Annotated in this window: 18 protein-coding genes and 1 tRNA gene; 5 read left to right on the forward strand and 14 right to left on the reverse strand. The window is 61.2% G+C overall.

Annotated elements, in window-relative coordinates; genetic code table 11:
• The 12 genes from ACHHRT_RS10690 to ACHHRT_RS10745 form a co-directional block, all read right to left on the reverse strand.
• Positions 1 to 1,446: monovalent cation/H+ antiporter subunit D family protein (locus ACHHRT_RS10690; protein WP_395499760.1), on the reverse strand; the 1,446-nt coding region annotated here is incomplete at its 3' end.
• Positions 1,447 to 1,462: 16 nt separating this feature from the next.
• Positions 1,463 to 1,789 carry an NADH-quinone oxidoreductase subunit NuoK gene (gene nuoK / locus ACHHRT_RS10695; protein WP_395499761.1) on the reverse strand — a complete coding sequence of 109 codons (327 nt, stop codon included), beginning with the start codon at positions 1,787 to 1,789 and terminating at the stop codon, positions 1,463 to 1,465.
• A gap of 2 nt (positions 1,790 to 1,791) precedes the next feature.
• Positions 1,792 to 2,319 carry an NADH-quinone oxidoreductase subunit J family protein gene (locus tag ACHHRT_RS10700; protein ID WP_395499762.1) on the reverse strand — a complete coding sequence of 176 codons (528 nt, stop codon included), beginning with the start codon at positions 2,317 to 2,319 and terminating at the stop codon, positions 1,792 to 1,794.
• Positions 2,316 to 2,756 (reverse strand): NuoI/complex I 23 kDa subunit family protein, encoded by a 441-nt coding sequence (locus ACHHRT_RS10705; protein ID WP_395499763.1) that lies wholly within the window; start codon positions 2,754 to 2,756, stop codon positions 2,316 to 2,318. Before ACHHRT_RS10705 ends, ACHHRT_RS10700 begins: the two co-directional genes overlap by 4 nt.
• Positions 2,756 to 3,745 carry an NADH-quinone oxidoreductase subunit NuoH gene (nuoH, locus tag ACHHRT_RS10710; protein WP_395499764.1) on the reverse strand — a complete coding sequence of 330 codons (990 nt, stop codon included), beginning with the start codon at positions 3,743 to 3,745 and terminating at the stop codon, positions 2,756 to 2,758. The genes ACHHRT_RS10705 and nuoH overlap by 1 nt, the downstream gene beginning before the upstream one ends.
• 13 nt (positions 3,746 to 3,758) lie before the next feature.
• The gene (locus tag ACHHRT_RS10715; RefSeq protein WP_395499765.1) at positions 3,759 to 4,877 is read right to left on the reverse strand and encodes an NADH-quinone oxidoreductase subunit D; all 1,119 of its coding nucleotides are present in this window, start codon (positions 4,875 to 4,877) and stop codon (positions 3,759 to 3,761) included.
• Positions 4,874 to 5,476, reverse strand: coding sequence for an NADH-quinone oxidoreductase subunit C (locus tag ACHHRT_RS10720; RefSeq protein WP_395499766.1), 603 nt, complete (start codon positions 5,474 to 5,476; stop codon positions 4,874 to 4,876). Before ACHHRT_RS10720 ends, ACHHRT_RS10715 begins: the two co-directional genes overlap by 4 nt.
• Positions 5,473 to 5,973 (reverse strand): NADH-quinone oxidoreductase subunit B, encoded by a 501-nt coding sequence (locus ACHHRT_RS10725; protein ID WP_395499767.1) that lies wholly within the window; start codon positions 5,971 to 5,973, stop codon positions 5,473 to 5,475. Before ACHHRT_RS10725 ends, ACHHRT_RS10720 begins: the two co-directional genes overlap by 4 nt.
• Complete coding sequence (locus tag ACHHRT_RS10730; RefSeq protein WP_395499768.1) at positions 5,940 to 6,347, reverse strand: NADH-quinone oxidoreductase subunit A; 408 nt, start codon at positions 6,345 to 6,347, stop codon at positions 5,940 to 5,942. The genes ACHHRT_RS10725 and ACHHRT_RS10730 overlap by 34 nt, the downstream gene beginning before the upstream one ends.
• A gap of 186 nt (positions 6,348 to 6,533) precedes the next feature.
• The gene (gene mpl / locus ACHHRT_RS10735) at positions 6,534 to 8,015 is read right to left on the reverse strand and encodes a UDP-N-acetylmuramate:L-alanyl-gamma-D-glutamyl-meso-diaminopimelate ligase (protein WP_395499769.1); all 1,482 of its coding nucleotides are present in this window, start codon (positions 8,013 to 8,015) and stop codon (positions 6,534 to 6,536) included.
• Entirely contained in the window at positions 7,999 to 8,190 is a 192-nt protein-coding gene (locus tag ACHHRT_RS10740; RefSeq protein WP_395499770.1) for a hypothetical protein, read from the reverse strand. The genes mpl and ACHHRT_RS10740 overlap by 17 nt, the downstream gene beginning before the upstream one ends.
• A 183-nt stretch (positions 8,191 to 8,373) precedes the next feature.
• Positions 8,374 to 8,449 (reverse strand) — tRNA-Ala (locus ACHHRT_RS10745).
• Positions 8,450 to 8,637: 188 nt separating this feature from the next.
• On the opposite strand from ACHHRT_RS10745, the gene ACHHRT_RS10750 reads away from it, so the two are divergent.
• Genes ACHHRT_RS10750 through rodA form a run of 5 tightly spaced genes read left to right on the forward strand, consistent with a single transcriptional unit; the run spans position 8,638 to position 14,102 of the window.
• Positions 8,638 to 9,669, forward strand: coding sequence for a rod shape-determining protein (locus tag ACHHRT_RS10750; protein ID WP_395499771.1), 1,032 nt, complete (start codon positions 8,638 to 8,640; stop codon positions 9,667 to 9,669).
• Positions 9,670 to 9,711: 42 nt separating this feature from the next.
• Positions 9,712 to 10,545, forward strand: coding sequence for a rod shape-determining protein MreC (gene mreC / locus ACHHRT_RS10755; protein WP_395499772.1), 834 nt, complete (start codon positions 9,712 to 9,714; stop codon positions 10,543 to 10,545).
• A gap of 8 nt (positions 10,546 to 10,553) precedes the next feature.
• A complete protein-coding gene (gene mreD / locus ACHHRT_RS10760; protein ID WP_395499773.1) occupies positions 10,554 to 11,096 on the forward strand; it encodes a rod shape-determining protein MreD in 543 nt (180 codons plus the stop codon).
• A 54-nt stretch (positions 11,097 to 11,150) separates the two neighbouring features.
• Positions 11,151 to 12,986: a penicillin-binding protein 2 gene (gene mrdA / locus ACHHRT_RS10765; protein WP_395499774.1), complete on the forward strand. Its 1,836-nt coding sequence runs from the start codon at positions 11,151 to 11,153 to the stop codon at positions 12,984 to 12,986.
• Positions 12,987 to 12,992: 6 nt separating this feature from the next.
• Positions 12,993 to 14,102, forward strand: coding sequence for a rod shape-determining protein RodA (rodA, locus tag ACHHRT_RS10770; protein ID WP_395499775.1), 1,110 nt, complete (start codon positions 12,993 to 12,995; stop codon positions 14,100 to 14,102).
• Here rodA and hemH read toward each other — a convergent pair.
• Together hemH and ACHHRT_RS10780 are read right to left on the reverse strand one after the other, a co-directional pair.
• Positions 14,099 to 15,055: a ferrochelatase gene (gene hemH, locus ACHHRT_RS10775; RefSeq protein WP_395499776.1), complete on the reverse strand. Its 957-nt coding sequence runs from the start codon at positions 15,053 to 15,055 to the stop codon at positions 14,099 to 14,101. The two genes, rodA and hemH, sit on opposite strands and share 4 nt — an antisense overlap.
• Positions 15,056 to 15,613: an HD domain-containing protein gene (locus ACHHRT_RS10780; protein ID WP_395499777.1), complete on the reverse strand. Its 558-nt coding sequence runs from the start codon at positions 15,611 to 15,613 to the stop codon at positions 15,056 to 15,058.
• Positions 15,614 to 15,615 lie beyond the last annotated feature (2 nt).

Below are 15,615 nucleotides of genomic sequence, written 5' to 3' on the forward strand. Positions count from 1 at the left end.
GAACTCGGGGTAGATACCGATCAGCACGGAAATGGTCGCCGCGATCACGATGGGGATCACCATGGTCAGGGGCGCCTCCTTGATCCCGCCGGCATGAACTTCCCCGGCTGGAGGTTTACCGAAAAAGGCCTTGTAGGTGATGGGGGCGAAATAACCCACGTTGAGCAGGGTGGAACTGAGCAGTACCAGGATAATCCCGATCTGGCCTGCGTCCATGGAGCCGACCAGCAGATACCATTTGGTGACGAAACCTCCCACCGGCGGAGCCCCGATCATCGACAGGGAGGCGATGGCGAAGGCCCCGAAGGTGAAGGGCATCACTCGGCCCAATCCCCCCATCTCGGAGATGTTCTTTTTGTGGGTGGCCACGTAGATCGCCCCGGCGCAGAAGAAGAGGGTGATCTTGGCAAAGGCGTGGTTGGTGATATGGATCAGGCCCCCCTCCACCGCCGCCGGGGTCAGCAGGGCCACTCCCAGGATGATGTAGGAAAGCTGGCTCACCGTGGAGTAGGCCAGCCGGGCCTTGAGATTGTCCTTGCTCAGGGCGATGATCGAAGCCATCAGGATGGTGAAGGAGACAAAGTAGGCGGTGATGATCCCCAGATTGAGATCATCCATCAGGTCGACGCCGAACACGTAGAGCATCACCCGGGTGGTGCAGAAGACCCCCACCTTGACCACCGCCACCGCATGGAGCAAAGCGGAAACCGGGGTGGGAGCCACCATGGCGCCGGGTAACCAGCCGTGAAACGGCATCACTCCGTTTTTGGCGAAACCCAGGATGCAGAAGAAGTAGAGCACCGTCACCATGACGCTGCTGGCCCCCTCGGGCAGGATGCCGGTGGAGACGTTGTCGGCGAAGTCCAGGGTGCCGGTGAGCAGATAGATCAGAATCATCGCCGGCAGCACCAGCCCCTTGGCGGTGGTGGTCAGGTATACAATATACTTCTTGGCCCCGTCGTAACCTTCCTGATCCTGGTGGTGGGCGACCAGGGGATAGGTACCGATACTGACGATCTCGTAGAAGAGGTAGAGGGTGAAGAGGTTGTCGGAGAAGGCCACCCCCATGGCGCCGAAAAGGGCCAGGGCGAAACAGGCGTTGAAGCGAGTCTGGGCGTGTTCATGAAGGCCGCGCATGTAGCCGGCCGAATAGGAGACCGCCAGAATCCAAAGGAACGAGGCGGCCACCGCGAAGATCATCGAGAAGGCATCCACCCGCAGGGTTACCGAGATGCCGGGTAGTATCTGGAAGATCGGGTAAACGATGGTTTTGCCGGCCAGAATCAGCGGGGCCATGGAGGCGATGATCGTGAACATCACCACGGCGGCCACCGTCGACCAGGTTTCCCGGATGTTGGGATTGCGACCGGAAAGCATTACCAGGATGGCGCCGGTGAGGGCGGCCAGCAAGGCCAGCAGCGGTTTTATTGATACAATCGGTTCCATTGGGCGTATTTCCTCGTCAGCCTGCCAGTTCCACCGGCTCTTCGGGGTCGATTGACTTGTAGTTGCGGTAAACGGCGATGATGATGCTCAGAATGATCGCCGCCTCCGCCGCCGCCAGCCCCATGATAAAGAGGGCGAAAATCTGCCCCACCACCGGGTCCGGGGCCAGAAAACGGTTGAAGGCCATAAAGTTGACCGAAGCGGCGCAGAGGACCAGTTCGGCGGAGATCAGAATTCCGATCAGGCTGCGGTTTTTGATGATTCCGTAGATCCCAAAACCGAAGAGCAGGGCGGCGATCAGCAGGTAGGTCTGCAACTCGTTATAAAGGTTGAGAATATCCATGGCTACACCTTGCTCCTTCCCCGGCGACCCAGCACCAGGGAGCCGATGATCGCCACCAGCAAAATCAGGGAGATCAGTTCGAAGCTGACCACGAAGGTGGTCATCATCGCCCGGCCCACATCCTCCAGGGCGCCAGGGTTGAGCCTTGTTGCCGCTTCCGGCCAGGAAGTTTTGAAAGCCAGGGCCGCCAGGCCCCAGGCCATCAGGACGCCGGCGGCAATCGCCCCCGGGCCGGCCAGGGGGTGCATCTTCTTGAACTTTTTAACCCCCTGGGGTTCGGCCAGCATCACCGCGAAGATGATGGCGACACAGACCGCCCCGGCGTAGATCAGAAGCTGCATCAGGGCCAGGAAGGGGCTGCCGAGGAAGTAGTACACTCCCGCGACCCCCACCAGACAGAGGGCCAGCCCGCTGACCGCTCGGATCAGGGTGGCGGCGTGGGTGGCGACCAGGGCGCCCAGGATGATGATCAGGACAAAGCCAAGGAAAACCACTCCGGCCAGCCCCTCCACCGAAAGTAATGGGGTCATCGCTTTCGTTCCTCGAAACGTTTTAGCAGGTCAAAAATATACTCCTGGCGGGTCAGCCCGGCCAGATTGTATTCCTTAGAAAAATCGAGGGCATCGGTGGGGCAACCCTCGACACAGGAGCCACAGAGGCTGCAGGTGGTGAAATCAAGCTGATACTGGGTCAGCACCTTCTTCTTGCTCCCTTCCGGTTTCTCCCCGGCCAGGGAGATGCAACCCGAGGGGCAGTTGCGCTGGCACATGCCGCAAACGATGCATTTGTTGTTGCCCTCCTCGTCGGCCACCAGCTCGATGTGGCCCCGGTAGCGCGGGGTCATCTTCACGCTCTGGCGGGGGTACTGCATGGTGACCACCGGCTGGAGCATGTACTTGAAGGTGATCCCCATGCCCACCAGCAGGCTCTTGCCGCCGTCATAAAGCTCTTGGAAATAGCCGCTCATTAAAACACCTTCAACAGGGCTGCGGTAACGATCAGGTTGACCAGGGCAAAGGGCACCAGCACCTTCCAGGAAAGATTCAGCAGGCCATAAATGGTGGTCCGGGGAAAGGTCCAGCGGATCCACATGACCACAAACACCAGCAGATAAGTTTTGATCAGCAGCCAGTGGACTCCCGGAGCCCAGCCCAACGGGCATTGCCAACCGCCGAGGAAAAAGATGCTGGTAAGGGCGCAGCCGACAAAAACATAGGCGTACTCGCCCAGGAAGAAGAGACCGAAACCCATGCCGCCGTATTCAGTGTGGAAACCGGCCACCAGCTCGCTTTCGGCCTCGCCCAGATCGAAGGGCGCCCGGTTGGTTTCGGCCAGGGCGCAGATAAAGAAAATTAAGAAGGCCACCGGCAGCATGATACTGCCGTTCCAGGGAAAGATGTTCCACTGCAGCAGGTTGCCCTGCTTAATGACAATCTCGTTGAGGTTCATGGTGCCGGCGATCATCACCATCGTTACCACGGTGATCAGCATCGGTACCTCATAGGCCACGTTCTGGGAGACGGCCCGGGTGGCGGAGATCACCGAATATTTGTTGTTGGAGCCCCAGCCTGCCAGCAGCAGGGCCAGCACGTTGACTGAGGCGAAGGCGAAGATTACCAGCATGCCGATGTTGAGGTCGCGGGCCACCACGTTGGGGGCGAAGGGAATGGTGACAAAGACCATGATCGCGGTGGTCATGGTCATCAGCGGAGCCAGGCGGTAAAGCAGGCCATCGGCTTGCTCCGGCACCACCAGCTGTTTGCTCATCAGTTTGATCCCGTCGGCCAGGGACTGGATAATCCCGAAGGGTCCCACCTCCTTGGGTCCGATCCGCCGTTGAATATGCCCGGCCACCTTCCGCTCCAGCCAGACCAGAAAGGCGGCGTTGAGACCGACAAAGGCCAAGGTGCCGACGATGTAGGCCAGAACCCGGAATATTTCAGGATATCCACTCATTTCAACTAGGCTCCTATCGGTCGATCTCCGGAATTACCAGGTCAAGGCTGCCAAAAAGGGCCAGGGCATCGGCCAGCAGCAGGCCCCGGGCCGCCTCGCCAAACAGGCTGACGTTGGAAAAGGAGGGGGAACGCAGCTTCAGCCGGTAGGGGGTGGTGCTGCCGTCGCTGACCAGCCGGATGCCAAAGTCCCCCCGGGCCGCCTCCGCCGCGAAGTAGTAATCCCCCCTGGGAGGCTTGACCGCCTTGGGTACCTTGGCGGCCATCACCGGCCCCTCCGGCATCTTCTCCAGCCCCTGCTCAACAATCCGCAGGCTCTGTTCGATCTCGTCCATCCGCACCAGATAGCGGGCCATGGAATCGCCCTGCTCATAAACCGGAACATCGAAATCGATCTCGGGATATACCGAATAGGGTTCCTGTTTGCGCACATCGTAGGCGATTCCGGAGCCCCGGGCCACCGGCCCGGTGGCCCCGTACTTGCGGCACATCTCCGGGCTGATCACCCCAATTCCCTCCAGGCGCTGGCGGAGAATAACGTTTTTGCTGACCAGGTTGTGGTACATGGGCAGCTTTTCCCGCATCCGTTTGACGAAGTTGCGGACCCCGGTGACGAAGTCGTCGTCGATATCGTTGTAGACCCCGCCGAAGCGAAAATAGCAGTAGGTGAGGCGGGAGCCGGTCACCGACTCCAGCAGGTCGAGGATCTGCTCACGATCATCCATCACGTAAAGCAGGGGAGTAAAACCGCCCAGATCGAGAACGAAGGCTCCCAGCCAGAGAAGATGGCTGGAGATCCGGTTCAACTCGACGGTGACCACCCGGATATATTCGGCCCGCTCCGGGACCTCGATCCCGGCGGCTCTCTCCACCACCCCGGCGTAGCCGTGGTTGTAGCAGAGAGCGGAGAGGTAATCCAGGCGGCCGGTGTTGGGCATAAACTGGGGATAGGGGCGATTTTCCCCCATCTTTTCGTGCATCCGGTGGATGTAGCCCAGGACCGGTTCGGCCTCGACAACATACTCCCCGTCCATGGTCAACTTGACCCGCAGGGCGCCGTGGGTGGCGGGATGCTGCGGCCCCACGTTGAGGATGAAGGTTTCGTGGGCGGGATCGGCGGCCAGGGGTCTCATGGCTGGTAATCCTTGCGTAGGGGGTGAAAATCAGCATCCTCGGGAAGCAGGAAGGGTGAAAGGTCCGGATGCCCTTCAAAGACAATGCCGAAGAAATCGTGGGTCTCCCGTTCGTGCCAGTTGGCGCCGGGATAAACCTGGGAAATGGTCGGCAGCTGCGGGGTATGGCGGGGAACCCGGGTTCGGATCACCACCCGGCAAAGCTGGGGGTAGTGGTTGAAGTCATAAACCACCTCGAAGCTGTCCTCCACCGGCTCGGCCGGCGCCGTCGGTTGGGGTGCCGATGCGGCGGGCGGGGCTGATGGTTTGGCGGGGGTCTCGCCGCTTTCAGCCGCCTTCTTGGCCGCTTCGGCCGCCGCCTTTTTGGCCGCCGCCGCGGCCTTCGCCGCCTCTTTGGCCAGGGCTTCCTGCTCCCCCAGCCAGTCGACGCCGGTGACCGCCTCCAGGAAAAAACCTTCCCGGTCGAGAATCTCCGCCGCCGCCACCACCTGCTCGGGGGGGACGGTTACACTGAGATGGTAACCCCGGGCGGCATAATCGCACTCCTCAATTCCCAGGGCCAAGGCGTTCAAGGCTTGTTTGACGGCTGCGCTTTTCATTGCGGTTCAACCCTCGGCCAGCGCCGGCTGCCGGTAAGCTTCTCCTCCAGCAGGAGCAAACCTTCAATCAGGGCTTCGGGCCGGGGCGGACAGCCGGGGATATAGATATCCACCGGCAGAATCTTATCCGCGCCTTCGACGATTCCGTACTGGCCTTCAAACTTGAAAGGCCCGCCGGAGATGGCGCAGTTGCCCATGGCGATCACCCACTTGGGGTGGGGCATCTGCTCGTAGAGGGTGACGATGGCCGGGGCCATCTTTTTGCTGATGGTGCCGGCCACGATCATGACATCCGCCTGCTTGGGGGCGGGGCGAAAAACCCCGATCCCGAAACGGTCCAGGTCAAACCGCGAGGCCCCGGTGGCCATCATCTCGATGGCGCAGCAGGCCAGACCGAAGGTCAGGGGCCACAGCGAGTTGGCCCGCCCCAGGTTGAGCAGCTTGTCCAGGGTCGCGAAATGGACTACTGGTGGGTGCTGTAAATTTTCCGTTCCCACTTAAACACTCCCTTTTTCCAGGCATAGACCACGGCCAGCGCCAAGGTATCGATGAAGAGGAAAATAACAATGAAGTCCAGCAGGTTGGAGCCGAGGATTGTCTCTCCGGCATAGATCACCGCCACCGGCAACAGGAAGAGAATATCAACGGCAAAGGCGAGAAAGATCAGGGCGTAGAGGTAATAAACCACCCCGAAGCGGATCCAGGCCTCACCGATGGGCGGCATGCCGCATTCGTAAATGGACCTGGTCTGGGGTTGCAGGGTTCTGGGGGCCAGCAACTTGGAGATGATGACCGGGCCACCGGCCATGGCCATCCCGCCGAAAAAGAAGGCCACCACGTACAAGAGATCTATCAGGTATTCCTGTTCCACTCTTCCCTCCTCTCTGTTCCCCCGAACTGCTCAGGAAGAAAAAAACTTAAGCTGTTCTTTAGTCCTGCTCCGGGCCAAGGTCAAGCAAAAAATGAATAGCTATTCATAAAAAACGTTTTGGGGGGTAGCGGGAGCATCGCCCCGATTATCAGCACAGCGGGCGGGAAAGCGCAAGGGAAAAACGGTTTATTGGCCGAGGGGGGCGGCCAGGCGTTGCAGGAGGCGGCGATGGATATCGTCGAAGCCGCCGTTGGAAAGAATGGCGACCAGATCGCCGGGGCGGGTGGTGGCGGCCAGCTCAGCGAGGATCAGGTCGGTGGTGGGGAAGGCTTGGGCCTGTTGGCCCCGGGCCGCAAGGTCGGCGGCCAGCTGTTGCACCGAGAATCTTTCCGCCTCGGGGATCTGCTCCAGCCCTTCCGAAACCCGGAGCAAAACCCGGTCGGCGGCGGCAAAAACCGGCACGTAGGCCTCCTGAAAGACCCGGCGGCGGCTGGAGTTGGTGCGGGGTTCGAACACCACCAGCAGGCGGCGGTCGGGGTAGGCCGCCCGCAGGGCGTTGAGGGTTTCCCGCACCGCCGTGGGGTGGTGGGCGAAATCATCGATCACCGTTACCCCGGCCACCTCCCCCCGAACTTCCTGGCGCCGACGGACCCCGGTGAAGGAGGCCAGGCCGGCGGCGATGGCCTCTGGGGCAACTCCCAGCCGGTCCAGCAGGGCGATCACCGCCAGGGCGTTCAAGGCGTTGTGTCGGCCGGGCATCGGGCTGCGGAAACGGCCGAAATCGCGTCCCTCCCTCTCCGCCGTAAAGGTGGTTCCGGTGGGTTGGATCTCAATTTCCCGCAGCCGCCAAGGCAGATCCCGCGTTTCGCCGTAACCCAGCACCGGGCAGGGGGCCCGGCGGCAAATCTCGGCGACCACCGGATCGTCCAGACAGGCGATCAAGGCCCCGTGGGGGGGCATGATCGCCACCAAGCGGGCAAAGGCCGCCTTGACCGCCGCCAGGTCGGCGTAGATGTCGGCGTGATCGAATTCGATGCTGGTGATGATGCAGAGCTCGGGACGATAATGGAGGAATTTGGGACCCTTGTCGAAAAAGGCGGTGTCGTATTCGTCACCCTCGCTGACAAAGAAGGGGCCGTTGGCCGCCCGGGCTCCCCGCCCGAAGGCCTGGACGATGCCCCCGATCATAAAGCCCGGCTCCAGACCGGCGTGGTCGAGCATGGTGGCCAGCAGGGAGGCGGTGGTGGTTTTGCCGTGGGTTCCCGCCACCACCAGGGAGCGTTTTTCCTTGAGAAAATAGTGGCCCAGGGCTTGGGGAAAGGAGAGATAGGGAATCTTGAGTTGGGCCAGGGCCCGGGCCTCGGGGTTGACCGCCCGGATCACGTTGCCGACAATCACCAGATCGGGGCGGGCAGCCAGGTTTTCCGGCCGGTAGCCCTCCATCACCTCGATCCCCGTCTCGGCCAGATAATCACTCATTGGCGGGTAAACCCGCTGGTCGGAGCCGCTTACCCGCATGCCGGCGCTCTGCAGCATCCCGGCCAGGGCGGCCATGCCGGTGCCGCCGATCCCCATCAGGTGAACGTGGCGGACCTGGGCCGGCGGGCGGTTCAAGGTTGGATCCAGCGGGTTGCTCAGGTGGGGCTGCAACTCAGGGGCGGACGGCATCACGCACCGTGCGATGAATTTCGTTGAAGGTTTCGGTGAAGTTGGCGGGGGAGAGGCGACCGACCTCGATGAACTTGATCACGATCTCCTTGGTCACCTTGAGGATCGTTTCCTCTCCCACCGGGCGCTCCCGGGGTTCGCCGGCCGCAGTCTGGTTTTTGGCGGGAATGCTCATGGGGGTCGAACTCCAAGGGGCTGACTAAAGGGGCCGGGGAGGAAAAAGAAAGCCCCCGCCGCTTTAGGAAGAAGGCCAATTCAACTGACGGCGGCAGAGGCCCCTGGTCTCGAGAAAAACCGGTCAGGCCCTCCCCGACGGAACCAGCTGTTACGTTCAAGAAAGGGGGTCCAGATTAAAAAGTGGTGGAGCTAAGCGGGATCGAACCGCTGACCTCTTGAATGCCATTCAAGCGCTCTCCCAGCTGAGCTATAGCCCCACGTGGACGGCCCATCGTTTACCACGACCCCGCTTGGCCTGTCAAGTTTTTTTCGTGGGAAACTCCCGTCATTTTAGTTGCCAGGCTCAAGAGACTCTGCTAGACTCACCCTGTTTCGCATGCTTTTGATATATTAAGACTTGTTAAGCATTTGGCTCTCCAGATAACCATCACCATAGAGGACCACCATGTTCCTTGATTCCCTGTTCGGTTTTCTCTCCAACGATTTGGCAATCGATCTGGGTACGGCCAACACCCTGGTTTTTGTTAAAGGCAAGGGGATCGTTTTGCGGGAGCCTTCGGTGGTGGCGGTCCGCAAGGACGCTCGCACCAACAAGGTGCTGGCCGTGGGCAAGGAGGCCAAGATGATGCTGGGCCGTACCCCCGGCAACATCGCCGCCATTCGGCCGATCAAGGATGGTGTCATCGCCGACTTCGAGGTCACCGAGGCGATGCTGCGCTACTTCATCAACAAGGTCCACAACCGGCGCACCCTGGTGCATCCCCGGATCATCATCAGCGTTCCTTCCGGTATCACCCAGGTGGAGAAGCGGGCGGTGAAGGAGTCGGCCGAATCGGCCGGGGCTCGGGAGGTATACCTGATCGAGGAGCCCATGGCCGCCGCCATCGGGGCCGGCCTGCCCATCACCGAGCCCACCGCCAACATGGTGGTGGATATCGGCGGCGGCACCACCGAGGTGGCGGTGATCTCCCTGGCCGGGGTGGTTTACGCCAGCTCGGTGCGGGTGGCCGGCGACAAGATGGATGAATCGATCCTCCACTACATCAAGCGTAAGCACAACCTGGCCATCGGTGAGCACACCGCCGAGGTGATCAAGACCACCATCGCCAACGTGATGCCGGAAGAGCCCTACGAGAGCATGGAGGTCAAGGGCCGGGATCTGGTTTCCGGGGTGCCCAAAACCCTGGTGATCACTTCCGATGAGATCAGGCAGGCGATCACCGAGCAGGTTGATGCCATCGTTGAGGCGGTCAAGATGGCCCTGGAGTTGACCCCCCCGGAACTGGCCGCCGACATCGTTGACCAGGGGATCGTGCTCACCGGCGGCGGGGCCCTGCTCCGCAATCTGGACCGGCGGCTGCGCGAAGAGACCGGGGTACCGGTGATTATCGCCGAGGACCCCCTTTCCTCGGTGGTGCTTGGCTCCGGTAAGGCTCTGGAAAATATCGATGTCCTCAAGGATGTTTTGACCACCTGAGTTAACCGAGGCAATGTTTAAACCTGACCACCGATCCGCCCCATGAGAAAAAGAGGAAAAAGTGCCCGTCAGGCCCGCACTTTGCTGCTGTTTGGCGTTGTTTTCGTTCTGATTCTCATCATCATCGTCTCCTCCCTGGGCCGCCGGGAGTTCAATCTGGTTCACCGGTTGGGTCTGGAAGTGGTTGGGGGGGTGCAGGCGGTGGGCACCGGGGTCGGCGGCTACTTTGCCGGTATTTGGACCGATTACCGCGAACTGATCGGGGTTCGGGACGAGAACCGGCGGCTGCGCGAGGAGCTGCGCCATTACCAGGCCGCCACCACCCAATACCGGGAGGCGGTGGCCACCAACGTTCGTCTGCAGAAACTGCTCGGGTTGAAGGAATCACTGCCCGACCCCACCATCACCGCCCGGGTCATCGGGCGCGATCCCTCTCTCTGGTTCAAGACCCTTACCATCGATCGCGGCAGCAGTGACGGGGTGGAGCGCGGCATGCCGGCGGTGACCGTGGAAGGCATTGTCGGCCAGGTGATCAACACCTCGCCCAATTATGCCAAAATCCTCCTGGCCAACGACCCCAACAGTGCCGTGGATGTTATTATCCAGAAAAACCGGGTCCAGGGGATCATCAAGGGGGATGGCAATGAGTTCGTTCTCCACTATGTGTTGCGCAACTCCGATGTGGAGAAGGGGGATCATATCATTACCTCGGGCCTGGGCGGGGTCTTTCCCCAAGGCTTGCCGGTGGGTCGGGTGGCGGAGGTGGTTCGCTCCCCAAGGGGGATGTTTCAAAGTATCAGGGTGGAGCCGGCCGCCGACTTCTCCCGGTTTGAACATCTGGTCATCATCATGAAAAAATCTCCTCTTACGGAATAGCCGCCGCCATGAGGTTTTTGGTTTTTTTCGGCATCGGCATCATCTTTCTGGTTTTACAGACCACCCTGTTTCATCGGTTCCCGGCCTGGATCGGCCGCCCGGACCTGCTTTTTCTCCTGCTGGTTTTTGTCGCCCTGCAGATGGATACCTTCCGGGGTCTGGTACTGACTCTGCTGCTGGGCATGATGCTGGATATCTTCTCCGGTATTCACTTGGGGGTCTATCCCCTGGCCTATCTGCTGCTCTTTCTGATAATTAAGGTGATCTCCCGCAACCTGGCCCTGAAGGATTCGGTCCACCAGGTGCCTCTGGTGATGGTCGGATTTCTGGGGTTTGCCGCCTGTGCCCACCTGCTGGTTTCCCTCCTCTCCCCGGGAAACGAGACCTACTGGGCCTGGCCGCAGCTTTTGCAGAACATTGTTATTCTGGGCGTTGCCTGCCTGCCCTTTTTCCACTGCTGCCTGTGGCTGCAGGATCTGCTGGAGAATAAACCGCCGCTCTCCATCTTTGTTTTCAAACGGCGTCCCGCCAACCGCTTCAACAGGGACTGAGTCATGCTGCGCCCCTTGGGCAATATTAATAAAATGGATCCGGCCGAGCTGAAAATGCTCAAAAAACGGACCGACGCCGCTACGGCGGTGGTGCTTTGCGTCGTGGCAATCCTGGTTTTGCGACTCTGGTACCTCCAGATCCAGCAGGGTGGCGAATATATGCAGCTCTCCGAGAGCAATCGGATCCGGGTCCAGCAGCTGGCCGCTCCCCGGGGCAACCTCCTGGATCGCCACGGGGAGATCATGGTCACCAATCGGCCCCGTTTCAACGTGATCTGGATTCGTGAGGACGCGCCCCACCCCGATGAAGTGATCAAGCAACTGGCCCGGATTCTCGACCTGGATATCTCCGAACTGCTGGATCGCATCCGGGCCGGGGCCGAACAGCCCCGTTTCATCCCCACCCGCCTCAAGGAGGATATCGACTGGCGAACCCTGGTCCGGATCGAAAACAACAGTTTCAATCTGCCCGGAGTTCAGATCGAGGTTCAGCCCAGTCGGGATTACCTCTACGGCAATATGGCCTCTCACCTGGTGGGCTATCTGGGCGAGATCAACCGTCAGGAGCTGGCGGAGCGGCCGGGGGATGGTTATCGATCCGGGGATCCCATCGGCAAGATGGGGATCGAAAAGTTATTTGAGTCCTATCTGCGAGGGGAGAAGGGCCGCAGTTACGTGGAGGTGGATGTTCGGGGTTTTGCCCAGAAGCAGTTACAGATTCAGGAACCCCTGCCGGGAAATGATCTCCAGCTCACCCTGGACGCGGAGATTCAGCAGGTGGCGGAAAAGGTCCTGGAGGGTCAGGCCGGGGCGGTGGTGGTGATGGAGGTTGACACCGGTCGCCTGCTGGCCCTGGCCAGCGCCCCCCATCTGCCCCTGGACCAGTTTGTCGGCCGGATCCCGCTGCCGGTCTGGCGCGGTCTCCTCGATGATCGGCGCGCTCCCTTGCTGAACAAGCCGGTGCAAGGACAATACGCCCCTGGCTCCACCTACAAGATCATCACCGCCCTGGCCGGCCTGGAAGAGGGGGTGGTCACTCCCGAGACCACCCATTACTGTGCGGGCAGCATTGTTTTTGGCGGCCGCCGCTACCACTGCTGGAACCGCAATGGCCATGGTCATGTCAATCTCAAGCAGGCGATGACCGTTTCCTGTGACGTCTATTTCTACCAGCTGGGCCAGCGGCTGGGGGTGGATACCCTGGCCCGTTACGCCCGGATACTGGGGCTGGGTGGCAAGACCGGAGTCGTGCTGGAGCACGAAAAGGCGGGCCTGGTGCCCACCGCCGCCTGGAAGCTCCAGCGCCATCGGGAGCCCTGGCAGGATGGTGAAACCCTCTCCCTGGCCATCGGCCAGGGGTTCAATCTGGTCACCCCTTTGCAGATCGCCCGGATGACCGCCGCGGTGGCCAACGGCGGCCGGCTCTATCGCCCCAAGCTGATGGTCGCCATCCGCGACCCCGAAGGCCAGGTTATCCAGGAGTTCGCGCCCGAGCTGGAGAGGGATATCAGCACGGTCAAGACGCGAACCTGGCGCCTGTTGCAGGAAGCCGTGGAGGCGGCGGTGGCGGGGGAGCGGGCCACCGGCCGAAGCGCCCGGATCAAGGATATCAGGGTGGCGGGAAAAACCGGCACCGCCCAGGTGGTGCGCTTGTCCCATTTCGAACACCTGGAGGATGATGAGGAGATCCCCTATCAGTTTCGTGATCATGCCTGGTTCACCGCCTATGCCCCGGCGGATAAGCCGGAAGTGGTGGTGACCGTGCTGGTGGAGCATGGCGGTGGGGGTGGCCTGGTGGCCGCCCCCATGGCCAAAACCGTCCTGGAAGCCTATTTTCGCCAGGCCGCCCAGAAGCACGAGGAGGTCGCGGCCTCCCCCAATAGGGAATAGATCGCCATGATACGTTTTGATCGCCGTTTAGTGCAGAATTTCGACTGGGTGATGGTCGCCGCGGTTCTGGTGGTGGCCCTGCTGGGGTTGCTCAACCTTTACAGCGCCACCCATTTGAGCCGAGGCTACGGCTCCACGGTCTTTATCAAGCAGGCCTACTATTTTCTGGCCGGTTTCGGGTTGATCTTCCTGATTGTTCTGGTGGACTACAAGGTCCTGATCAAGTGGAACTACCTCCTCTACGGAATAATGATCATCCTGCTGCTGCTGGTCCTGCTGGTGGGGGGCGAGGTGGCCGGATCCCAGCGCTGGATCAACCTGGGGTTTTTCCGGCTCCAGCCCTCGGAGCCGGCCAAGTTGCTGCTGGTGATCACCCTGGCCAGCTACTATTACCGCAAGGATACCGGCAAGGGGTTTGCCTTAAAGGAGCTGTTGCTGCCCATGGGGCTTACCGCCGTGCCGGTGCTGATGATTCTCAAGCAGCCCGATCTGGGGACCGCCCTGATGCTGGTCTTCATCTTTGTGTCCATGACCCTGTTCGTCAAGCTCAAGTGGTCCACATTGGGGGTGCTGGCCGGGATCGGGGTCTCGTTTTTACCTCTGGTCTGGCAGTTTTATCTCAAGCCTTACCAGCGTCAGCGGATTATGACCTTTCTGAGCCCCGAAAGTGACCCTTTGGGCAGCGGTTATCATATCGCCCAGTCCAAGATCGCGGTGGGCAGCGGGGCCACCTTCGGCAAGGGTTACATGCAGGGAACCCAGGCCCAGCTGGATTTTCTCCCCGAGCGCCATACCGACTTCGCCTTCTCGGTTTGGGCCGAGGAGTGGGGTTTTATCGGTTCGCTCTTCTTTCTGGCCTGCTACTTTTTCATCGTCCTCTGGGGGCTCAATATCGCCCTTTCCGCCCGGGACAAGTTTGGGGTGCTGCTGGCCTTCGGTATCGTTTCCCTCCTCTTCTGGCAGGCCTTTATCAACCTGGGCATGGTGCTGGGGCTTTTGCCGGTGGTGGGGATGCCGATGCCGCTCTTCAGTTACGGCGGCTCCTCGCTGCTCACCACCCTGGCCGGAATCGGGATTTTGATCAATATCCGGATGCGCCGTTTCACCACGCCCTAGCGGGTGTGGCTCAGCACCAGTTCGGCCAGGGCTTCGATCAGGCGGGGATGGGTGTTGAGGGCGGGGGGGCGGACCAGGCGGATGCCTAGGCCATGGGCCAGCTCCCGGTACTGGATGTCGATCTCATAAAGGGTCTCCACGTGATCGGAGACAAAGCTGATCGGCACCATCAGGACGTTCTTCACTCCAGCATCGGCCAGCTCTCGGAGCGTTTCCGGGGTGGAAGGGGCCAGCCAGCGGACCGGGCCGCTGCGGCTCTGGAAGCAGAGCCGGCCGCCGAAGCCGAGCAGCGGTTCGACGGCGGCGATGGTGCGTTTGATATGGTCGAGGTAGGGGTCACCGGCCTCGATGAAACTCACTGGCAGGCTATGGGCGCTGTAAACCAGGGTAAACGGAGCGTCACCGAAGGCGACCGCCCCCTCCTTGATGGTGGCGGCCAGGGCGGCGGCGTAGGCGGGTTGGTCTGGCCAGGCGGTTATCTCCCGGCAGGAAAAATTGTAATCGGTGGCGGCTAAAGCCCGGCGCAGATCATTAAACGATGAACCGCTGGTGGCTCTGGAGTAGTGGGGATAGAGGGGCAGGGCCAGCAGGTCGCGCACGCCGGCCCGCTGAAATTCGGCCAGGGCCTCCTCGGCCAGGGGGTGCCAGTAGCGCATGGCGCAACGGACCATGAACTCACCCTCTCCGGCCAGGCGGGCGGCCAGGGCCCGGCCCTGCTCGGCGGAGATTCGGGCCAACGGCGAACCGCCGCCGATCAGTTGGTAGGCGGCCCGGCTTTTGGGAGCCCGCTTTTTGACGATCTTGCGGGCGATAAACTTCTGCAGGAAAGGAAAGGGTCCCAGGCGGATAATCTCCCGGTCGCTGAACAGGTTGAGCAGGAAAGGCTCGACGTCATCCAGGCTCTCCGGCCCTCCCATGTTGAGCAACACCACCCCGATCTTTTTCCCCGCCATTCAATTTTCCTCAGTCACGGTCGCCAGTTGGGCCAGATCCGGCGGGGTCAGGTTCAGCCCGGCGAACAGGCGTGCTTCCAGGCGCTTGCAGATCTGAAAGTTGTGCCGGATCTGTTCCCGCCGCCGGGGATCCCCCTGGGCGTAGCGGCGGATGATATCGTCGCGTCGCTCCTCCAGGGTCACGATGCTGGCATGGCAGACCCGCTTGTCGGCATAGTAGACGATCTCCCGCTCGTTGCGGCGGCCGTTGCCGGTCGAACTGAGAAAGACATGCTCGGCCACCAGCGGGCCCACCTCGTCATAACCGTGGCGGCGGCAGATCTCCTGGCCCATCCGGGCGTGGTTGCAGTCTTCCTCCAGGCAGAGCGCCTTGGCGATATCATGGAGCAGGCCCCCGGCCAGGGCCAGTTCAACCCGGATCGGTTCTCCCCGGTCCCGCAGGGCGGAGGCCAGAACCTCGGCCACCCGGCCGACCAGCAGGGAGTGGGCCCTGATATGCTCCGGCATCCGGTAGCGCTCCATCAGGAGCCGGCAATCTTCCGGGGTGGGGATGGCCATCA

It is taken from the genome of Desulfurivibrio modestus (assembly GCF_044068625.1).
Taxonomy (GTDB): Bacteria; Desulfobacterota; Desulfobulbia; order Desulfobulbales; family Desulfurivibrionaceae; genus Desulfurivibrio.